Source organism: Actinotalea endophytica (genome assembly GCF_025717005.1).
Taxonomy (GTDB): Bacteria; Actinomycetota; Actinomycetes; order Actinomycetales; family Cellulomonadaceae; genus Actinotalea.
This window is the reverse complement of the sequence record NZ_JAOVZU010000013.1, coordinates 25,271-43,589: the sequence shown is the minus strand read 5'-3', so window position 1 is coordinate 43,589 and position 18,319 is coordinate 25,271. Positions and strand designations below refer to the sequence as shown.

At 72.7% G+C, this 18,319-nt stretch carries 22 protein-coding genes; 6 read left to right on the top strand and 16 right to left on the bottom strand.

Features of this window, described 5'->3' with window-relative positions; translation table 11 throughout:
* Positions 1-26: 26 nt before the first annotated feature.
* From OEB99_RS18520 to sqr, 4 genes are all read right to left on the bottom strand, one after another.
* Positions 27-461 carry a rhodanese-like domain-containing protein gene (locus OEB99_RS18520; RefSeq protein ID WP_263578785.1) on the bottom strand — a complete coding sequence of 145 codons (435 nt, stop codon included), beginning with the start codon at positions 459-461 and terminating at the stop codon, positions 27-29.
* A gap of 67 nt (positions 462-528) precedes the next feature.
* The gene (locus tag OEB99_RS18515) at positions 529-1,032 is read right to left on the bottom strand and encodes a DsrE/DsrF/DrsH-like family protein (protein WP_263578784.1); all 504 of its coding nucleotides are present in this window, start codon (positions 1,030-1,032) and stop codon (positions 529-531) included.
* 30 nt (positions 1,033-1,062) lie between these two features.
* Positions 1,063-1,377 carry a TusE/DsrC/DsvC family sulfur relay protein gene (locus OEB99_RS18510; RefSeq protein ID WP_263578783.1) on the bottom strand — a complete coding sequence of 105 codons (315 nt, stop codon included), beginning with the start codon at positions 1,375-1,377 and terminating at the stop codon, positions 1,063-1,065.
* Between the two features lie 48 nt (positions 1,378-1,425).
* Positions 1,426-2,703 (bottom strand): type III sulfide quinone reductase, selenoprotein subtype, encoded by a 1,278-nt coding sequence (sqr, locus tag OEB99_RS18505; RefSeq protein ID WP_263578782.1) that lies wholly within the window; start codon positions 2,701-2,703, stop codon positions 1,426-1,428.
* A gap of 186 nt (positions 2,704-2,889) precedes the next feature.
* Here sqr and OEB99_RS18500 point away from each other — a divergent pair, with 186 nt between their 5' ends.
* Positions 2,890-3,708 carry a glycerophosphodiester phosphodiesterase gene (locus OEB99_RS18500; protein ID WP_263578781.1) on the top strand — a complete coding sequence of 273 codons (819 nt, stop codon included), beginning with the start codon at positions 2,890-2,892 and terminating at the stop codon, positions 3,706-3,708.
* On the opposite strand, the gene OEB99_RS18495 is transcribed toward OEB99_RS18500, so the two are convergent.
* A complete protein-coding gene (locus tag OEB99_RS18495; protein ID WP_263578780.1) occupies positions 3,665-4,768 on the bottom strand; it encodes an alpha/beta hydrolase in 1,104 nt (367 codons plus the stop codon). The genes OEB99_RS18500 and OEB99_RS18495 overlap by 44 nt on opposite strands.
* Positions 4,756-6,246 (bottom strand): MFS transporter, encoded by a 1,491-nt coding sequence (locus OEB99_RS18490; protein ID WP_263578779.1) that lies wholly within the window; start codon positions 6,244-6,246, stop codon positions 4,756-4,758. The genes OEB99_RS18495 and OEB99_RS18490 overlap by 13 nt, the downstream gene beginning before the upstream one ends.
* Before the next feature lie 153 nt (positions 6,247-6,399).
* Here OEB99_RS18490 and OEB99_RS18485 point away from each other — a divergent pair, with 153 nt between their 5' ends.
* The 5 genes from OEB99_RS18485 to OEB99_RS18465 all read left to right on the top strand — a co-directional run bounded on the left by OEB99_RS18485 (position 6,400) and on the right by OEB99_RS18465 (position 11,489).
* Positions 6,400-6,639, top strand: coding sequence for a hypothetical protein (locus OEB99_RS18485; protein WP_263578778.1), 240 nt, complete (start codon positions 6,400-6,402; stop codon positions 6,637-6,639).
* Positions 6,640-6,717: 78 nt separating this feature from the next.
* Positions 6,718-6,942: a FeoA family protein gene (locus OEB99_RS18480; RefSeq protein WP_263578777.1), complete on the top strand. Its 225-nt coding sequence runs from the start codon at positions 6,718-6,720 to the stop codon at positions 6,940-6,942.
* On the top strand, positions 6,939-8,804 hold the full coding sequence (gene feoB / locus OEB99_RS18475; protein ID WP_263578776.1) for a ferrous iron transporter B: 1,866 nt from the start codon (positions 6,939-6,941) through the stop codon (positions 8,802-8,804). The genes OEB99_RS18480 and feoB overlap by 4 nt, the downstream gene beginning before the upstream one ends.
* Positions 8,801-9,097: a helix-turn-helix domain-containing protein gene (locus OEB99_RS18470; RefSeq protein ID WP_263578775.1), complete on the top strand. Its 297-nt coding sequence runs from the start codon at positions 8,801-8,803 to the stop codon at positions 9,095-9,097. The genes feoB and OEB99_RS18470 overlap by 4 nt, the downstream gene beginning before the upstream one ends.
* A gap of 136 nt (positions 9,098-9,233) precedes the next feature.
* Positions 9,234-11,489: a putative bifunctional diguanylate cyclase/phosphodiesterase gene (locus OEB99_RS18465; protein ID WP_263578774.1), complete on the top strand. Its 2,256-nt coding sequence runs from the start codon at positions 9,234-9,236 to the stop codon at positions 11,487-11,489.
* 51 nt (positions 11,490-11,540) lie between these two features.
* On the opposite strand, the gene OEB99_RS18460 is transcribed toward OEB99_RS18465, so the two are convergent.
* From OEB99_RS18460 to OEB99_RS18415, 10 genes are all read right to left on the bottom strand, one after another.
* Complete coding sequence (locus tag OEB99_RS18460) at positions 11,541-12,275, bottom strand: hypothetical protein (RefSeq protein WP_263578773.1); 735 nt, start codon at positions 12,273-12,275, stop codon at positions 11,541-11,543.
* Positions 12,275-12,634: an S-adenosylmethionine decarboxylase gene (locus tag OEB99_RS18455; RefSeq protein ID WP_263578772.1), complete on the bottom strand. Its 360-nt coding sequence runs from the start codon at positions 12,632-12,634 to the stop codon at positions 12,275-12,277. Before OEB99_RS18455 ends, OEB99_RS18460 begins: the two co-directional genes overlap by 1 nt.
* A 135-nt stretch (positions 12,635-12,769) precedes the next feature.
* Positions 12,770-13,963 carry a Dyp-type peroxidase gene (locus tag OEB99_RS18450; protein WP_263578771.1) on the bottom strand — a complete coding sequence of 398 codons (1,194 nt, stop codon included), beginning with the start codon at positions 13,961-13,963 and terminating at the stop codon, positions 12,770-12,772.
* Positions 13,960-14,514 carry a copper chaperone PCu(A)C gene (locus OEB99_RS18445; protein WP_263578770.1) on the bottom strand — a complete coding sequence of 185 codons (555 nt, stop codon included), beginning with the start codon at positions 14,512-14,514 and terminating at the stop codon, positions 13,960-13,962. Before OEB99_RS18445 ends, OEB99_RS18450 begins: the two co-directional genes overlap by 4 nt.
* Complete coding sequence (locus OEB99_RS18440) at positions 14,511-15,155, bottom strand: copper resistance CopC family protein (RefSeq protein WP_263578769.1); 645 nt, start codon at positions 15,153-15,155, stop codon at positions 14,511-14,513. Before OEB99_RS18440 ends, OEB99_RS18445 begins: the two co-directional genes overlap by 4 nt.
* Before the next feature lie 73 nt (positions 15,156-15,228).
* On the bottom strand, positions 15,229-15,816 hold the full coding sequence (locus OEB99_RS18435) for a hypothetical protein (protein WP_263578768.1): 588 nt from the start codon (positions 15,814-15,816) through the stop codon (positions 15,229-15,231).
* A 70-nt stretch (positions 15,817-15,886) separates the two neighbouring features.
* The gene (locus OEB99_RS18430) at positions 15,887-16,264 is read right to left on the bottom strand and encodes a hypothetical protein (protein ID WP_263578767.1); all 378 of its coding nucleotides are present in this window, start codon (positions 16,262-16,264) and stop codon (positions 15,887-15,889) included.
* Positions 16,261-16,614 carry a hypothetical protein gene (locus tag OEB99_RS18425; RefSeq protein ID WP_263578766.1) on the bottom strand — a complete coding sequence of 118 codons (354 nt, stop codon included), beginning with the start codon at positions 16,612-16,614 and terminating at the stop codon, positions 16,261-16,263. Before OEB99_RS18425 ends, OEB99_RS18430 begins: the two co-directional genes overlap by 4 nt.
* Positions 16,559-16,966: a thioredoxin gene (gene trxA, locus OEB99_RS18420; protein ID WP_263578765.1), complete on the bottom strand. Its 408-nt coding sequence runs from the start codon at positions 16,964-16,966 to the stop codon at positions 16,559-16,561. Before trxA ends, OEB99_RS18425 begins: the two co-directional genes overlap by 56 nt.
* Before the next feature lie 138 nt (positions 16,967-17,104).
* Positions 17,105-18,070, bottom strand: a complete 966-nt coding sequence (locus OEB99_RS18415; RefSeq protein WP_263578764.1) for a P1 family peptidase — start codon at positions 18,068-18,070, stop codon at positions 17,105-17,107.
* Positions 18,071-18,319: the final 249 nt, after the last annotated feature.

Here is an 18,319-nt window from a genome sequence, read left to right as displayed (position 1 = left end):
CGGTCCGGCCGGGCCCTGCGCGTCACTCAGTTGGTGACGATCGTGCCGCCCTGCTGGGCCCAGTCGGTGATCCCGCCGTCGAGGTGGGCGAGGTCGGTGAAGCCCTCGTCGGCCATGATCCCCATCGCCATGCCGGAGCGGTTGCCCGTCCGGCAGTAGAGCGCGTAGGGAGCCGTGTGGTCGAGCTTGGCCACCTGGTCGGCGAAGTCGGCCGCCTCGACGTCGATGTTGATCGCTCCCGGCAGGTGGCCGGAGGCGTACTCCTCGGGAGTGCGCACGTCGATGGTGACCACGCCGTCGGTGGCGACGCGCTTGGCGAAGTCGACCACGGAGAGGGTGGCGGCGGAGGTGGACTGGCTGGTGCCCTCGGCCGAGGACGAGCAGCCGGCGGCGGACACGGCGATGGCGACGCCGAAGGCGGCTGCGGCCACACCGCGCAGGAGACGGGAACGCTGGGTCATGGCGAGGAGTATATACCCCCGGGGGTATAGGTGCCGGGGTCGCGACGGCGACCCCGGCACCGGGCGGTCAGATGAAGAGCAGCTGTGCGCCGGCCGTCATCTCGATGAAGTCGGACGCACTGATGATGCCCTCGACGTCGTCCCGGAGGTCGGCGTCGGTCAGCTTGTTCATGTCCGCCGACAGGCGGCAGGCCCACAGGTGGCCCCCGGACGCCACGATCTGGTCGAGGAAGTCCGGCACCGTCGGGATCTCGAGGTCGTCCATCGCCTTCTTCATCTGCTTCGTCGCCATGCCGGTCATCCCGGGCAGGGGCGTCAGGCCCATCGGCATGTGGGTCGCGGTGTTGCCGACCGGCGTGAACTTCAGGTCGTGCATCCGCGACTTGGTGATGATGTCGAAGCCCCAGAAGGTGAAGAACAGGTGGGTCTCGACGCCCTCTCCGAGCGCGGCGTTGCCCAGGATCAGACCCGGGTACGCCATGTCGAGGTTGCCCTTGGAGCAGATGATGGCGAGCTTGCGGTCCGACTCCTCGTCGTCACCGAACGACGGGATCACGGGCTGGTCGGTCATGGGGTTGTCCTTCCGCGGAGTGGGTGGGGGTCAGACACAGCCCTTGGGCTTCGGCAGCCCGGCGATGTAGGCCATCTTCTTGGCGGGCTTCTTGGGGAAGAGGGCGAACTGCTCCTTGGTCGGCACGCCGCCGACGGTCTGCACGCGGCGCGTGGTGGCGGTCTCGCCCTGCTGCGCGAAGTCCTCGCGCAGGAACTTCAGGAGCCGCCAGTGCGCCTCGGTGAGCTCGATGCCGATGTTCCCGGCGAGGACGTTCGCGATCCCCTCGTCCCATTCCGAGGGTTCGGTCATGAACCCCTCGGCATCGATGTGGACTTCCTTGCCGTTGATGGTGGTGGTGGGCATGTCCCCTCCTCGGGTGGTGGGCCGCAGGTCCTCCGGCGGCGTGTGTCGTCAGAACGTGGGGATGGGTGGCGCGTCGTCGTGGGGCTCGGCCTCGACGTCCGCAGCGGGCACCTTGCCCGCCATCGACATCCGGATGGGCACCGGCAGGTGACGGCCCGGCATCAGGATGTGCCAGTAGATGTAGCGGAACGCGAGCTTGCCGAGGTGGTTGAGCCGGGTCTCCTTGAGCAGGCTCAGCGGGCCGACCTTCGCGTACGGGTAGACGCCGGTCAGCGGCTCGGTGTCGTAGTTGAAGTCGATCAGCAGCGCCTTGCCGTGCCCGGACTCGATGAAGCAGTTCGCGTGCCCGTCGAACAGGTGGGTCATCGGCCTGCCCTGGATGTGCGCGAGGAAGTTCGGCACGAAGCCGTCCACGGCGAAGTGCGCGACCGCGCCCGCCTTGGACGCCGGGATGTTCGTCGCGTCGCCGACCGCGAACACCCGGTCGGAGAAGTCCGAGAGCAGGGTCTGCTTGTCGACCGGCACGTAGTTGAGGTCGTCGCCGAACCCGGATCGACCGACGAAGTCCGCGCCCATGTTCAGCGGGATCGTGACCAGCAGGTCGAACGGGATCTCGCGCTCGTCGTACGAGACCAGCAGGCCCTCCTCGCCGTCCACGTGCTCGACCACGAAGTCGGGCTCGAGCTGCACCCCCTTGTGGGCGAGCGCGTCGCCGAAGGCCCGCGCAGAGACCGGCTTGGTGAAGGCGCCCGGCAGCGGCGTGACGTAGGAGATCTCGACCTTGTCCCGGATGCCGCGCTCGGAGAAGTACGAGTCCGCGAGGAAGGCGAACTCGAGCGGCGCGACGGGGCACTTGATCGGCATCTCGGTGATGTGGACCACCAGGCGGCCCCCGGTGAAGCCGTCGAGAGCGCGGCGCAGGGCCATCGCGCCGTCGTACGTGTAGTACTCGTGCACGTTCTTGCCCATCGCCTCGGCCATGCCGGGCGTCTGGTCGGGGCGCGGTGTGGTGCCGGTGGCGATCACCAGGTAGTCGTAGTCGAGCGTCCGGCCGTCGGTGAGGTGCACCGTCCGGGCGTCGACGTCGACCCGGTCGACGGACGCGCGCACGAGGTCCACGTCCTTGCGCAGGACGTGCGTCATCGGCTTGACGACGTCCTTCGGCTGGTAGGTGCCGAACGGCAGGAACAGGTAGCCGGGTTGGTAGTGGTGCAGCTCGGACGGATCGACCACGGTGATCGACCACTCGGGGCCGAGCTTCGGCCGCAGCTTGTTCACGACCATGGTGCCGGCGGTCCCGGCGCCCAGGACGACGAGTGATGGCACGGTGACTCCTTCGTCAGGTCCATCCAGCCGGCCCGGATCGGGTCGGTACGGCCAAGGTTAGGTAATGGCGCGGGCCCGCACCAGGACGTTCGTCATACCCCGCCAGGTATACGGACGAAGGTCCCGGATCGGCACGCGCGCCGGCTCCGGGCGCCCGGGTCGTGCGGGGTCGCTAGCGTGGTCGGCGTGAGAGTGATCGCACACCGCGGCGCCAGTGCGAGCTGGCCCGAGCACACCAGGGCGGCCTACCTCCAAGCGCTGTCGGACGGCGCGGACGGCCTCGAGTGCGACGTCCACCTGACGGCGGACGGCGTCGCGGTCTGCTGGCACGACGACACGGTCGATCGCACCAGCGACGGCACGGGACCGGTGCACGCGCACACCCTGGCCGAGCTCCGCGCGCTCGACGTGCTGCGCGGCGCGGTGCCGCCTCCGGCCTGGGGTGGTCCGCGCGACCAGGTGCTCACCCTCGCCGAGCTCGTCGGGCTCGCGCTCGACGCCGGGCGGCCGGTGACCCTCGTGATCGAGCTCAAGCACCCCGCGCCCTACGGGTTCGCCGCCGAGCGCGCGGTGCTCGACATCCTGGCCGACGCGGGCTTCCACGACGGTCGGCTGGGCTCGGACGGGCGCGTCACCGTGAGCCTGATGAGCTTCCATCCCGGCGCCCTGCGTGAGCTGGCCCGGCTCGGCGCGCCGGCGCACTGCCTCATGCCGCTGCTGGACGCGGCCGAGGTCGCCGAGCTCGTGGCGCACGGTGTCGATGCGGGCGTGGCGGCCGCCCTGGTCGGGGACGCGGTCGCGCTGGCGGACGAGGTGGGCGGGGTGGGGCCGTCGGTGGCCTACCTCGCGGCGCACCCCGACCGGGTCACGCGGTGGGTCGCGGCCGGGCGGGTGGTGCGGGTGTGGACCGTGTCGACCGCGGCGGACGTCGAGGCGTGCCTGGCGCTCGGCGTCACGGAGGTCACGACGGACGACCCGGCGCGGACGGCCGGTCTTCTTCGCTGAGGGCCGAGGCACGCAGCCCGGCCCGGGCGGCCTGCTCCTCGCGGTCGGCCGCCACCGTCGCGTCGTCCGCGTGGTCCAGCACGGCGGCGAGCCAGGCCAGGACGGCGTCGAGGTAGATCGCCCGGGGCCGCGGCGCCGACAGCGCGAGGTCGTGCACCGCACCGGGCACCCTGAGCAGGGTCACCTCGGTGCCGAGGCGCAACGCACGGTCGACGATCTGCTCGACGTCGAGCACGGTGTCCTGCGCGTCGAGCGCGGGGTTGTCGAGCGTGTTCGGGCCGCTCTCGGTCGACGTCGCCACCAGCACCGGTGCGGCGATCTCGAGCCCGCGGGCCAGCCGTGACTGACCGCGCCGGACGGCGCGCAGCCAGCTCGCCCGGACCGGGAACCCGCCGGGTGGCTTGAGGTCGAGGTCGTAGTCCCAGCGGCCGCCGTGGTCCACGTGCAGGTGCCACGAGTAGGCCGAGGGGCCGTCCACGACGACCTGCCGCGGGTCCACCGGGGCCACGTCGAGGATCCGGGTGGACACCACCCGGTGGAACCAGCCGGCGTTGAGGTCGAACCACGGGCTGTTGAGCACCAACGCGTCCACGACCCTCGCGTGTCGCAGGCTGTGCGCCCACAGGCTCGCCACCAGGCCTCCCGTGGAGTGCCCCATCACGACCAGCCGGTCGTGGCCGAGCTCGCCCCGCAGCAGCCGGGCGGCGATGGTCAGCTCCTCGGCGTACTCGGTGAGGTCGGTGCACCAGTGGGGGGTCTGGCCGGCACGCATGGACCGTCCGCACCGGCGAAGGTCCAGCGCGTACAGCTGGTACCCCTCGCCGGCCAGGGCGTCGGCGACATGGGTGTGGAAGAAGTAGTCGTTGAACCCGTGCACGTAGAGCACGGCCGGTCGCTGCGCGGTGCGGCCCGCGGCGAGGTGGCGGGCGATCTCCGGTTCGCCCGGGTCGCGCCGGACGAGGGTGGCGACGAGTGGTCCCTCGTCGTCCTCGCCGAGGTCGATCGTGGCCTGCTGCCACCCGGGCAGCAGGTCGGGGCGCCAGTCGCTCAGTCGGTCCACGTGGCGCGCTCGGGGTGGACGGGCAGCAGCAGGGCGAGTCCGAGGGCCAGGACCAGCATGATCCCGATGATGCCCCAGTACTGCGCGCCGCCGATCAGGATGAAGGCGGCGAAGCCCACCTGGGCCAGGAAGCTCGCTGCGCGGCCGGTGGTGGCGTAGAGGCCGAACACCTCGCTCTCGCGGCCGGGCGGGATCACCCGGGACAGCAGCGTGCGGCTGGCCGACTGCGCGGGCCCGACGAAGATCGTCAGCACGAGGCCGAAGACCCAGAAGACGGTCGGACCGCCCGCGTGGCCGAAGAAGACGGCCATGCCTGCCACGATCAGGCCGATCAGCGACGTCACGACCACGGCCTTGGGGCCGAACCGGTCGTCGAACCACCCCGAGGCGATGGTCGCGAGCCCGGCCACCACGTTCGCCGCGATCCCGAACATGATCACCTGCGAGCTGGAGAAGCCGAAGGTGCCGGCCGCGATGATCGCGCCGAACGTGAAGACCCCGGCGAGGCCGTCCCGGTAGATGGCGCTGGCGACGAGGAAGTACACGGTGTGCCGCGCCTCGCGCCACAGGCGTGCGACGTCCCGGAAGAGCCCCCGGTAGGACGCGATCAGCCCACCGTCGCCCCGGCCCCCGGTGGCGGGGGCGGCCGGGACCGCGACCAGCACCGGGATCGCGAACAGGCCGAACCAGGCCGCGGCCACCAGCATCGAGACCCGCACGTTCAGGCCGTCCGCGCTGGTCACGCCGAACAGGCCGACCTCCGGGTCGATGAACGCGAAGAACAGCACGAGCAGCAGGACGATCCCGCCGAGGTACCCGGCCCCCCAGCCGAAGCCACTGACCTTGCCGACGTTCGCGGGCGTGGAGACCTGCGACAGGGTCGCGTTGTAGTTCACCGCGGCGAGCTCGAAGAAGATGTTGCCGGCGGCGAGCAGACCGATCCCGAGCAGGACGTAGAAGTCGAGGCTGCCGGGCGCGGGCCGGACGAAGTACATCGCCGCGCTCAGCGCGACCACGATCATGGTGTGCACGCCGAGCCAGAAACGGCGACGCCCGGTCGCGTCCGCGCGGGCGCCCATGACCGGGGCGAGCAGTGCGATCGTGAACCCGGCGATGCCGAGGCCCCACCCGAGCCACGAGGAGTGGGCGGCGATCGCCGAGTCGAGCGCCTGCGCCGCGGCCGACCCGTCCGGTGCGCCGTCGGCGGCGGACACCACGTCGGGATCCACGAAGGACGTGCCGGTCAGGTACACGGTGAACACGAACGTCGTGATCACGGCGTTGAAGGCGGCCGACCCCCAGTCCCACAGCGCCCAGGACACGATGCGACGCCGGCGCACAGGAGCGGGCAGCGCATCGAGCGCGGACGGCCCGGCCGCAGGGGACGCGGCGGGCGCTGCGCCCTGGGCAGCGGGCCCCTCGGTCAGGTCGGGGCGGGGGTCAGGCGTCGGAGAACCCTGGGGGGCGCCGGTGTCCATCGCGGCATCGTATTGCCAGGCGGTGTGCAGCAGGCGGATGCGCGGCGGTGCGCGGGTGGACGGCGGGTGACGTGCCGGGGAACGCTGCCGCGGGCAGGGGCGGGGAACGCTCCGGCGGCCACCCGTGTCGGTGGCGGGGGAGAGCATGGCTCCATGGCGGCACACGACCGACCGGCGTTCCGGCGCAGCCTCGCGATCGAGGGCTGGTCGACCGACTCCACGTGGGGCTACGACGAGGTCTTCGAGTGCTACTGGGCGGAGCTGCGCGGGCCGTCCGGCGGGCACCGCATCGGGCCCGAGGGGCTGCTCGTCACCCTCGGTGCCTTGTCCGGGGCGGTGGCGCGGGTCGTGGGCTGCGCGCAGGACGAGGCCTACCTGGCGCTGACGGCCTGATCCGTCGGGGCGGACGGTCCCTGGTGGCTGGGACCTTCGGAGCCTGAGGTTTGCCTTACCTCACCCTAGGATGACCGCATGCAGCTGCGGACCTGCCCGCCGGGTGTCGAGGTCGAGGTCGTCTCGCTCGGCCTGCACGAGGCCGCCCTGCTGCGTGCCGGCGAGCTGGGTCTGCGGGTCGGCTCGACGCTCCGGGTGCTGCACCGCGGGCCGCTCGGTGCGCGGGTGATCGCGCTCGGTGGGGCCCGGCTGGCGATCGACGGGGGGACCGCCGCCGGCGTCGAGGTCCGCTCCCTCTCGTGAGCAGCGCGACCACGCGCCTGGCGGCGGTGCTGCTCGTCGGCAACCCGAACGCCGGCAAGTCCACGCTGTTCTCCCGGATGACCGGGACCCGCGCCCGGGTCGTCAACGCGCCCGGCACCACGGTCGAGATGCAGCGGGGCGTCTGGCGCCGGCCCGGCATGGTCCGCGACGTCCTCGACCTGCCCGGCACCTACAGCCTGATCGCGCGCTCCCCGGACGAGGACGTGGTGGTCGACGCGCTCGCCGACCGGGACGCGATCGCGGTCGTCGTCCTGGACGCGGCGGCGCTGTCCCGCTCGTTGTACCTGCTCGCGCAGGTCGCCCGCACGGGGCGGCCCGTGGTGGTCGCCGTGACGATGCTCGACGTCGCCCGTGAGCACGGCACCGCAGTGGACCTCGACGTGATGGCGGACCTGCTCGGGGTGCCCGTCGTCGGGGTCGACCCGCGCACCGGCGCCGGTCTGGCCGAGCTTGCCGAGGCGTTGCCGGGCGCCGGGCACGTGCGTGGCGTCGCTGCGTCCGACGTGAGCGGGGACGGCGAGCTCACGGCCCGGCTCGCCGAGGCGCAGGAGCTGTTCGGCTGGGTCGAGCAGATCGGTGCGAGCCTGCTGCCGCAGCCCACGCCGCGGGTCACCCGCACCGACCGGGTCGACCGGGTGCTGCTCAACCCGTGGATCGGTCTGCCGGTGTTCCTGCTCGTGCTGTGGGCGCTGTTCGAGCTGACCACGAGCGTGGCGGGTCCGGTCATCGACCTGGTGAGCCGGGTGGTGACCGGTCCGGTCGCGACGGTCGCCGCGAGCTGGCTCGGCGGGTTCACGCCGGACTGGGTCGTCGGTCTCCTGGTCGACGGCGTGCTGGTCGGTCTCGGCGTCGTCGCCACCTTCCTGCCCGTGATGGCGATCACCTACCTGGCCCTCGCGGTGATCGAGGACAGCGGCTACCTGGCCCGGGCCGCGTACCTGGCCGATCACGCGATGCGGGTCGTCGGGCTGGACGGTCGCGCGATCCTCCCGCTCGTGCTCGGCTTCGGCTGCAACGTCCCGGCGCTTGCCGCGACCCGGACGCTGCCGGGCATCAAGCACCGGCTCTTCACCGCGCTGCTCGTCCCGTGGACGTCCTGCACCGCTCGCCTGACGGTCTACGTGGTGCTCGCCGAGGTCGTGCTCCCGCAGCACGCCGGTCTCGTCGTGTTCGGGATGTACGTGCTGAGCGTCGCGCTCGTGCTGGTCGGCGGGGCGGCGCTGCGGCTGACGACCTTCCGGGAGATGCGGGCCGAGCCGCTCGTGCTCGTGCTGCCGCCCTACCAGCGTCCCCGCCTGCGCCCGATGCTCGCCACCGTGTGGGCGCGGGTGTGGGCCTTCGCGACCGGTGCGGGCAAGGTGGTCGTGGCGGCGCTGGTGATCGTGTGGGCGCTGCTGGCGATCCCTGCACCGGGCCACCAGGGCGGGGACTCACCGCAGGACAGCCTGTACGGGTGGGCCGCCGAGTCGGTCGCCCCGGTCTTCGGCCCCGCCGGGTTCGACGACTGGCACGTGGTCTCGGCTCTCGCCGGGGGCTTCGTGGCCAAGGAGGTCGTGGTCGGCCAGCTCGCACAGTCCTACGCGGTCGACGCCCAGGCCGAGCCGCGCGGGCTGGTCAGTGCGATCGAGTCGACCCTGGACGCCACGTCCGGCGGCCACCCGCAGGCGGCCGGTCTCGCGCTGATGGTCTTCGTGCTCGGCTACACCCCGTGCGTGGCGACGATCGCCGAGCAGCGGCGGATCCTCGGGACCCGATGGACCGTGGTCGCCGTCGGCGTGCAGCTGGTCGCGGCGTGGACGCTCGCGGTCGTGGTGTTCCAGCTCGGGCGGCTCGTCCCGTGAGCCCGCGCGCGGACCTGCAGGCGGTGGCGGCGCTGGTCGCGGCGGGCAGCACGACCGGGAGCATCGCCGCCCGCCTCGGGATCGCGCCCGACCTCGCCGCGACCATGGTCGACGAGCTCGCGCGGATGGGCCTCGTCGAGGTCACCCCGACCGGGGTCCGGCACGAGCCGTGCACGTCGTGCGCGCCGTCGGCCGCGTGCCGCGGCTGTCCGCTCCAGGCGGGAGCGGTCTCAGGATCCGGGACCTCGGGCGAACGGCCGCGCGTGCCGGTCATCGTGCGTCATTCCAGGTGAGTGTCGCGGTCACAGGGTTTCGTGACAGGCTGAGAGGGTGAATTCGCACATTCGGGACGTGCGAAACGCTCAAGCCGGGAAGATCGACGGTCGATGACGTCGAGGCACGGGGCGGACTGTGACACGGGAGGCGCACATGCAGGAGGGACGGACGGTAGCGCTGACGCGTGCCGTGCGCCTGCTCGCGCCCGTGCCGTGGGTCGTGATCGTCCTCGGGGTGATCGTGTACGCGTTCGTCCCCGGCGGGCCGGACGACCCCCCGGCCAGGATGACCGTGCTCGCCACGCTCACCGGCTTCTTCGTGGCGGTCGTCCTCCGGCTCGCCCTGGTCGCTGCGCTCGAGCCGGGGCGCCGGCTCGCGGTCCTGACCCTCACGGGTTCGATCCTGCTGTGGGCGCTCGGGTCCGCGACCGTCAATGCCGAGCAGACCATCGAGTCGGTCGCGTTCCCCGCTCCCGGCGAGATCGGGTGCGTGCTCGCGTACGTGGGTCTCGCCGCGTTCCTCATCGTCGACGCCCGTCGGGGCGTCTCGCTGTCCGTGGGCCTCGAGGCCGTGGTGGTCTGGGGCGCGGCCGTCTGCCTGTCGGCGTTCGTCCTGGTGCTCCCGGTCGCGCGGGAGTTCACCGACAGCCTCCTGGCGCTGCTGGTCGCGGTGCTGTTCCCGCTGATCAACCTCATGCTCGCGGCGGTCGTGCTGAGCCAGATCATGCTGCGCGCGCGGGCGCGCACGCTGCGGTCGGCGATGCTGGCGGTCGGCTTCATCCTCATCGCCGCGGCCGACTCGAGCTTCCTGCTCAGCCTCAGCGCGAGCGGCGTCTACACCACCAGCGTGCTCCTCGCGGTGGTGTGGGGCATCGGGTTCGGCCTGATCGCCGAGGCGGCGTCGCGCCGACCGGTCGACATCCTCGTCCCGCGCCGCACGGGCTCGGCCACCGTGCTCCTGGTCGCCGCCACGCTCGCGATCGTCGTCCTCGTCCTCGCCCCGTCGGACGCGGTCGGCTGGATCGTCCGGCTGCCCGCAGCCGTGACCCTCGCGGCGACCGGGTGGCGGCTCACGCTCGCGCTGCGCGAGGCGCGCGGGGCCGCCGAGGCCATGCGGCTGTCGCTGACCGACGAGCTGACCGGGTTGCCCAACCGGCGCTCGGTGACCGCGGCGACGGACCACGCGATCCAGCATCACGGCCCCGTGTCGGTGCTGCTGCTGGACCTCGACTCGTTCAAGGACATCAACGACTCGCTCGGCCACTCCATCGGTGACGAGGTCCTGATCAGCCTCGCCGAGCGGATGCGCGCGGTCGCGGCGCCCGGCACGACGGTCGCCCGGCTCGGCGGCGACGAGTTCGCGCTCGTGGTGCCGAGCGAGGACGACCTCGAGCTCTTCGAGGTCGCGCAGTCGATCCGCGCGGCGCTGCGCCAGCCGCTGAGGGTCGAGGGCATCGACCTGTCGCTGGACGCCTCGGTCGGCATCGCGGTGCGCGAGGACAGCGACACCTCGGCGATCGAGATGCTCCGGCGTGCGGACGTCGCGATGTACGAGGCGAAGCAGTCCCGCGCGGGTGTGCTGCTCTTCGACCGGGCGCAGGACGGGATGTCGCACCTCAGGCTGCTGCGCGGCGAGGCGCTGCGCGCGGCGATCGCGGACGGACAGCTGCTGGCCTGGTACCAGCCGCAGGTCGACGCACGCACGCGGCAGGTCGTCGCCATGGAGGCCCTCGTCCGCTGGTGGCACCCGACCGAGGGTCTGCTCCCGCCGATCGCGTTCCTCCCCGACGCCCGCCGTGCCGGCCTCATGCCTGCGCTGACCGAGGCCCTGATGCTCCAGGTGATCAAGGACGCGGCGCGGTGGCGCGCCGAGGGCCTCACGTTCCGGGTCGCGATGAACTGGGCGCCCCCCGAGCTCGTGAGCGGTCAGCTGCTGCCGAAGCTGTTCACCGCGCTGGAGCGCGCCGGACTGCCGGCCGACTCGCTGCTCGTCGAGGTCACCGAGGACTCGTTCCTCGCGGACCCCGAGCGGGCGCGGATGGTGCTCCACGAGCTGCGCGCGCACGGTGTGCAGGTCGCGATCGACGACTACGGCAGCGGGTTCTCGTCGCTCGCCTACCTGCGCGACCTGCCGGTCCAGGAGCTCAAGATGGACCGGGCGTTCGTGGCCCCGGTCGCGAGCGACGAGCGCAGCCGGATGATCGTGCAGACGACGACCCAGATGGCCCGGGCGCTCGGCCTGCGGTTCGTGGCCGAGGGCGTCGAGGACGCCATCGCGGTCGGCGAGCTCGTGCCGCTCGGCGTCGACGTGCTGCAGGGCTACCACATCGCGCGTCCGATGCCGCCGGACGCGGTGGGCCCGTGGGTGCGGCACTGGACCGAGCTGCACCTGTCCACCCGGCTCTCCTGAGAGCCGACGGAGCGCAGCACCCCGCCGCTGGTGGATCCGCGGGCGGCCCGCTCAGACGGTCGCGAGCATCCCGGGGGAGAGCCAGCTCGACGGGATCGGGTCGGGCCGGGAGATCACCAGGAACTCCTCGTCCGTCGGGACCGCGACACCGTCGAGGCCGTTGCCGAGGGTGACCAACGCGAACGAGTCGGGGTAGTCCCGGCGCTGCAGGCCGACCATCGTGGCCATGTTCGCGAACACGGGCACCGAGGACTCCGAGCCGAGGTAGTACCCCGGCCGGGTTCCGGGCAAGGTCCGGGTGACGTAGCCGACCTGGTCGAGCAGCCGTCGGACCCGGGCGTCGAGGATGGCGACGAAGGCGCTCATCGCATTGACTCGCGCCACCGTCCCGAAGCCGTGGTACAGGGTCATCGCGTTACGGATCTGGCTGGCGGCCTGCTGGCGTCGGCTGGTCAGCGTGGCGATCTCCCAGGTCGACGCGAGATCCAGGGCGGCGGCCGCGGCGACCCGTGCTCCGTCCACCTGCCATGGCTCGCGCGCGACGTCGTTGAGCGTCTTGAGCCCGGCCGAACCGCCGGGGACCAGCAGCCGCATCGCGGCGACGACGTCACCGAGCGCGTCGGTGACGGCCAGGAAGACGGAGGCGTCCTCGTACGGGCCGTACTCGTCGTCGAGCTCTGCTCGGGTGTTGCCGTACCACCGCAGGAAGACGTCGGCCTCACAGTCCTTGGCCGCCTCGAGCAGGTCGCCCGTCGGGTTGACGTGCAGGCGCGCGTCGACCGACATCAGAACTCCTTGTACTCGATGGTCGTGGCGTCGAACCACTCGCGGGTGAGGTCCACGACGGTCTGGGCGGAGAACGGCTTGCAGGCGTAGACGTCCACCGAGAAGAAGAGCCGCGGCTCGTCCCAGGCGTAGAAGTGGGCTCCGGAGGTCTCCCAGTGGATCCAGCCGGCCCAGCCGTAGAGCGGGGACTGATGGGTGACCGGCTCGATCAGCTCGACCATGTCGATGGCCTTGGAGAGCTGCGAGAGGTACCCCTTGATCGACTCCGCGTCGATCGACTCGGTCACGAGCCCTTCGACGACCATCCGCTGCCGGTAGATCTCCGGGGCCAGATCGATCACGGTCGCGTCTCCAGTCATCGTTCGCATGACAGGTCGGCCGCGGGGGCAGTCGACAAGCCGCAGTATGGACGTTTCGTACTGACAGTAACGGGACGTTAGGCCGTGGCGACAGATCGTTTCAGTCACAGGCGTGTGACGCTGAGCACAGGTGCATCACGCGAAGATCGACTGTGCGAGGTGCTCGCCGGGCCCGGGCCCGGGCGGGACGAGGAACACGGCGGACCCGATCGGGGTGGTCCACTGGTTGAGCAGGTCCATCTCGGCGAGCCTGCGCTGCACGGGCAGGAACTGCTCGACCACGTCCCGCTGGAAGGTGACGAACACCAGGCCGGACCGCTCCGCCGCGGGCTGGTCCGGATCGTCGAACGAGTACGGCCGGCGCAGGAATCGCTCGCGCGGGCCGGAGGCGGCGGCGCGGCGGATGTGGGCCGCGGTGTCGATCACGGGCAGTCCGAGCGCGTCCGTCGCGGTCAGGTCCGGGGCGTCGTGCTCGTCGGTGCCGGTCAGCGGTGCGCCGTTGTCCAGCCGCCGGCCGATCGTGAACTCGCGGCCGGTGCGGTCCACCTTGTCCCAGCCGTCCAGGTCCATGGCGATGCGTCGCACCACCATCGAGGTCGCTCCGACCAGCCAGGGCTCCGCGTCGCTGCCGAACCACACGAGGTCCGGCTGGAGCACGGGGTCGGGGTTCGCGGTCCCGTCCACCTGGCCCATCAGGTTGCGCATCGTGGTGCCCGACGGCCGGGTCCCGACCGCCTCGCGGAAGCCACGCTGGGTCCAGCGCGGCACGACGAACGTCGTCGCTCCCTTGGTGAGCACCCGCAGTGCATGGGTCACGGCCATGAGGTCGTCGGCGGCGACCTGCAGCACGAGATCGCCGCCGGACCAGCCTTCCTGGAGGTGGTCCACGGCGAGGTCCGGCAGAGGTGCGAGCCACGAGGGACGACGGTCCTCGGCCCCGGCCGCGGTGAAGAACCCCTCGCCGAGGCCCAGCGTCACGGTGAGGCGGGCCGGTGCGGTCGCGAGCTCCGGCTCGGTGTCGGCGAGCGGCGGTCGGCCACCCATCAGGCGCTCGATGTCATCGGTCCAGATCCGCATGAGGCGCACCAGTGCGTCGCGGTCGGTCCCGGGCAGCAGGTCGAACGCGGTCCAGGCCGCGAACGCCTGCGGTGCGGTGGACACGCCGGCCTGCCGGGCGCCGCGGAAGGACTCGGTGGCCGTCCCGACGGCGTCGTCGGCCGGCTGCGGCGCGACGGTGTGGTCCCAGACGGTCCGGCCCCCCAGGGCGAGGGCCGCGCCGCCGACGGCGACGGCCCCGCCCTGGAGGAAGGTCCGGCGATCGACGGTCACGAGTCCGTGGCTCCGTCGGTGCTCATGTCCGTGGCTCCGTCGGTGCTCATGTCGGTGCTCATGTCGCCGTTCGTGTCGGAGCCCTCGTAGTTCTCGTCGGCGCCGGTGAAGGTCCGCACCGCGGCGTCGAACGTGTAGGTCTCGCCGTCCGAGGTCGTCAGCGTGACCGTCACCTCGTCGCCAGGCTGCAGCGCCGTGGTGAGGTCCATGAACATGATGTGGTCGCCACCAGGTGCGAGCTCGTGGGTGCCGTGCGCGGGCACGACGAACCCACCCTCCTTCGGGCGCATGACCATCTCACCGGCGTCGTTCATCGCCATCTCGTGCAGCTCCATGCGCGCGACGTCGCTGCTCGCGGCGGTGATCGTGATGTCGTTGTCGGTGTCGTTGACGAGCATGCCGAACGCTCCGGTCATACCGGAGTCGGCGGCCTTGACCCAGGCGTCGGTGACGGTGAGCCCGTCGGTGCCGCCCGGGGTCGAGCCACAGGCGGCGAGGGTCGCCACGAGGGCGACGAGCGGCGCCAGGGCGGCGCGGCGGAGGAATGTCATGAGGATCTCCTTCGGAACGCCCACGCGGCCAGCAGCCCGACGAGAGCCGCACCGAGCACGGCGGCCCCGATCGGCAGCCACGGGACGTCAGTGGTGCCCGAGGATGCGTCGGAGGAGGTCGCAGGAGTGCTCGACGGTGTGGCGGAGGCCGCGGGTTGGGCGGACGCGGACGGGGTGTCTGTGGTGGCGGGAGGCGCGCTCTCGGTGGTCGCGCCGGACGCGGTGTCGGACGGGGTGCCCGACGGGGAGGTGGCGGGGCCGGTGACCGAGAAGCCGAAGCTGCCCTGCACGGGGTGCCCGTCGCTGGACACCACCCGCCACGTGACGGTGTAGTCGCCGCTGCCGAGGCCCTCCGGCAGCTCGGCGCTCGCCACCGGGCCATCGACCGTCACCGTGGTCGGCACCGAGCCCTCGGGCCCGCTCACCAGGATCGTGGCCGAGATGTCGAGCAGGTCGGCGCTGAACGTCAGCGAGACCTGGTCGGGTGCGGAGTCGAGCACGGCACCGTCCTGCGGATCGGTGGCGACGAGGACGTCGTGAGCGGAAGCCCCCTGGGCGCCGGCCACCACGAGAGCGGTCGCCACGGTGAGCGTGGCGAGCGCAGGGCGCAGGCATGCCAGGGCACGTCGGACGTGCAGCACTGTGGTTCCCTCGGTCGGGTGGGCCGCTACGGCGGCAGGGCAGCGGTGTGCCGGACCGAGCGCGGGGCGTCGGTCAGGCGGCCGTCGGCAGCGGGGGGCCGCGCCGGGCGACCGCGTGCGCGAGGATCCGGACGGTCGGGCGGTCGACGTGCGCGGGGGCGACGGCGCGGGCCTGGCGAGCGCCGGGCTGAGCGATGCCGAGGAGCACCGCGACAGTGCCTGCCCACCACGAGCGGGCGAGCTCGACCGAGCGGTCGGCCGAGACGGCGAGCGACACGGCGAGGACGGTCCCGAGGATGTGCGCGGCGAGCATGGGGAGTGCGGCGCCGGGCGCCGCACCGGTCAGCGCGGTCGCGGACTCGACGCCGTGGTGGGCAGCGACGGAGACGGCCGTGCCGGCGACCGGGTGCAGCCAGCTGAGGGCGAGGTGCACGGCCAGCTGCGCGGCGCCGGTCCACGCGAGAAGGACGGGCGCGGTGAGCCGTCGGCGGGCGATCGGCACCGCAGCGGCGAGCAGCAGCACACCCAGTGCACCGAGCAGCACGGGCGGGGTGAGGTGGCCGCCGCCGACGGCGTGGGCTGCGGCCGACGTCGCCGTGGTCGTGGTCGCCACGGTGGCAGCACGCGCGACGGTCGCGACGCGTCCGTCCGGAGTTCCCACGCGGCCACGGTACCTGTCAGACGGTGTCGCGTGGGACCAAAGCCCTAGTGTGCGTCGGCGGCCGGCCACGTCAGGTGGGGCAGGCGTCCGGTTGGCGGAGGCGTTGCAGGAGCCCGGCCGTGGCGATCGCGACGCCGAACAGCGGCCCGACGGCGGTGCTGAGGAGGATCGCTGCAGGAACGCTCAGCGCGGCGCCCACGGCGCAGGACCCGCACCCGACGTCGAGCGTGCGACCGGAGGTGGGGACGTAGTCGGCGAGGGTCGCCGCACCGAGCACGGCGACGAGCGTGAGCCCGACGACCCCGGCCGGGTCGCCAGGGTGCAGCACACCCCAGCCGATCGCGCCCACCAGGGGAGCGAGCACGGCCCACGCCGCGACCCGCCGAGGGTGCAGCCGCCGGGTCAGCGCGCCGGCGCGCGGCTCGGTACGGATGGGCGCGTCGGTCATCTCAGCTCCTCGAGGGCCTCGAGCCCCCCGGTCGTGTACTCCTGCCAGGCCGGGCCGCCGAGCGAGTCGCGCTGGGCGAGCCAGGCCTCGTGCACCGCACCGAGGACGTCGTGCTCGGTGCCGGGCCCGGACCTGCGCAGCGCACGGCGGACCTGACCGAGGGCCGCCGTGCGACCCTCCCAGTGCTTGGCCCCGCGGTGCTGCTCGCCGATGCGGCACATCGCGACCCCGGCGAGCAGGGCGTCGAGGCGCGCGAGCGCGGCGCCCTCGAGCTGGGCGACGCGCTCGGCGAGGTCAGGCGTGGGAGTGCTCGTGGTCGTGGTCGTGGTCGTGGTCGTGGTCGTGGTCATGGTCCGCGATCTGGCGCCGGACGTCCGCCATGTCGAGGCCCTCGGCCTGGCCGATCAGGTCCTCGAGCGCCGAGGCGGGCAGGGCGCCCGGGTCGGCGTAGAGCAGGATGCCGTCACGGAAGATCATCAGCGTCGGGATCGAGGTGATGCCGAGGCTGCCGGCGAGCTCCTGCTCGGCCTCGGTGTCGACCTTCGCGAAGACGGCGTCCGTGTGCTGCTCGGAGGACGCCTCGAACACCGGGGCGAACCGCCGGCAGGGCGCGCACCACGCGGCCCAGAAGTCGACCAGGACGATCCCGTCCTTGCTGATCGTGTCCTGGAAGGTCTCGGCAGTCAGGTTGACGGTGGCCATGTGTGCTCCTTGCTCCGTGGTCTCGGGATACCCCGGGGGGTATAACGCTAGCGAGTCCTCACTATTCCCGCGGGGGCCGACGGTCCCAGACCGCTCCGGGTACGGCACCCCGAGCGCCACGCGGCAGGGGTTCCTGCGTCACGCGGGCGCATGCGGCCAGACCGGGAGGTCGACCCGGGACGTGTGCACGGCGGTCGCCCGCGTGACCCCGTCGAGCACCGCGAGTCGGACCGCTGTCGCCGCGGCCGCCTGGAGCGCGACGAGCGAGGTGACCCGCGCCGGGCGGTCGGACGGCAGCTCCAGCCGCCCGGTGGCGAGCGCGAAGACGGTGTCGCCGTCGGCGAGCGTGTGAACCGGGTCCAGGGCCCGTGCGAGCCCGTCGTGGGCCGCGGTCGCGGTGCGCGAGACCTCGGACGGGTCGAGCGCGGCGTCCGTGGCGACCACGGCGAGGGTGGTGTTCAGCTCCGTCGTCGCCCACGGTGGCAGGTCGGGGACCGGTGCACCGGGGACGACCGGCGCGCCGGCGGCGTTGACCACGGCGATCGCCCCGACCACCGGCCCTCCGCTGATCCGCACCGACGCGGTGCCGACGCCGCCCTTGAACCGCTGGGCCGCGATCGCGGCGCCCGTGCCGGCACCCACCGTGCCCCGTGCGACCGGCGCGTGCTCGGGGGTCGCGGCGGCCGCCGCCGTGGCGTCGTAGCCCATCTGCTCGTCGGGGTGGTGGCCGAACACCCCGCCGCGACCCAGGTCGAACACGGCGGCGGCCGGGACGATCGGGACCACCTCGCCTGGTCGGTCGGAGACCGGGAACCCGCGCCCGTGCTCGGCGCACCAGCGCTGTGCGCCGTGGGCGCTGACGAGGCCGAAGGCGCTGCCCCCGGTGAGCACTACGGCGTCGACGGTCGGTACCAGGGTGCGTGGGTCGAGCGCGTCGGTCTCGTGCGTACCCGGCCCACCCCCGCGGACATCGACGCCACCGACCGTGCCGGGTGGCGGGAGGACGACGGTCACTCCGGTGAGCCAGCCCTCGTCGCTGCGCTGGGCGTGCCCCACGCGTACACCGGGCACATCGGTGATGCTGCCGTGCGGTGCGTTCTCCATCCCACCACGGTGCCACGTCATCGACCCGCGCGGGAGGCGGACGGGTACGCAGACGGGCAGGCGGACGGGGACGGGACGGGGGAGTCCGTCGGTGCGGGCGCCATGGACGGCGGTGCGTCGCGGCCGGGCGTCGCCTACGCTGTGCGGCGAGGGGAGTACTCCCACGCACCGATCCGGTCAGTACGGCGCACACGCGACCTCGGACGGTGGCCCGACCAGGGTGGAAGAGACCTCGGACCACGTTCCGAG

Excerpts from the sequence above, each read along its gene's own strand:
- OEB99_RS18515 (WP_263578784.1), bottom strand. The coding sequence starts at position 1,032 with ATGACCGACCAGCCCGTGATCCCGTCGTTCGGTGACGACGAGGAGTCG.
- OEB99_RS18425 (WP_263578766.1), bottom strand. The coding sequence starts at position 16,614 with ATGACCACGACCACGACCACGACCACGACCACGACCACGAGCACTCCC.
- OEB99_RS18430 (WP_263578767.1), bottom strand. The coding sequence starts at position 16,264 with ATGACCGACGCGCCCATCCGTACCGAGCCGCGCGCCGGCGCGCTGACC.
- OEB99_RS18460 (WP_263578773.1), bottom strand. The coding sequence starts at position 12,275 with ATGTCGGTCGACGCGCGCCTGCACGTCAACCCGACGGGCGACCTGCTC.
- OEB99_RS18465 (WP_263578774.1), top strand. The coding sequence starts at position 9,234 with ATGCAGGAGGGACGGACGGTAGCGCTGACGCGTGCCGTGCGCCTGCTC.
- OEB99_RS18415 (WP_263578764.1), bottom strand. The coding sequence starts at position 18,070 with ATGGAGAACGCACCGCACGGCAGCATCACCGATGTGCCCGGTGTACGC.
- OEB99_RS18485 (WP_263578778.1), top strand. The coding sequence starts at position 6,400 with ATGGCGGCACACGACCGACCGGCGTTCCGGCGCAGCCTCGCGATCGAG.
- trxA (WP_263578765.1), bottom strand. The coding sequence starts at position 16,966 with ATGGCCACCGTCAACCTGACTGCCGAGACCTTCCAGGACACGATCAGC.
- OEB99_RS18510 (WP_263578783.1), bottom strand. The coding sequence starts at position 1,377 with ATGCCCACCACCACCATCAACGGCAAGGAAGTCCACATCGATGCCGAG.
- OEB99_RS18480 (WP_263578777.1), top strand. The coding sequence starts at position 6,718 with ATGCAGCTGCGGACCTGCCCGCCGGGTGTCGAGGTCGAGGTCGTCTCG.
- OEB99_RS18520 (WP_263578785.1), bottom strand. The coding sequence starts at position 461 with ATGACCCAGCGTTCCCGTCTCCTGCGCGGTGTGGCCGCAGCCGCCTTC.
- OEB99_RS18445 (WP_263578770.1), bottom strand. The coding sequence starts at position 14,514 with ATGACATTCCTCCGCCGCGCCGCCCTGGCGCCGCTCGTCGCCCTCGTG.
- OEB99_RS18490 (WP_263578779.1), bottom strand. The coding sequence starts at position 6,246 with ATGGACACCGGCGCCCCCCAGGGTTCTCCGACGCCTGACCCCCGCCCC.
- OEB99_RS18455 (WP_263578772.1), bottom strand. The coding sequence starts at position 12,634 with ATGACTGGAGACGCGACCGTGATCGATCTGGCCCCGGAGATCTACCGG.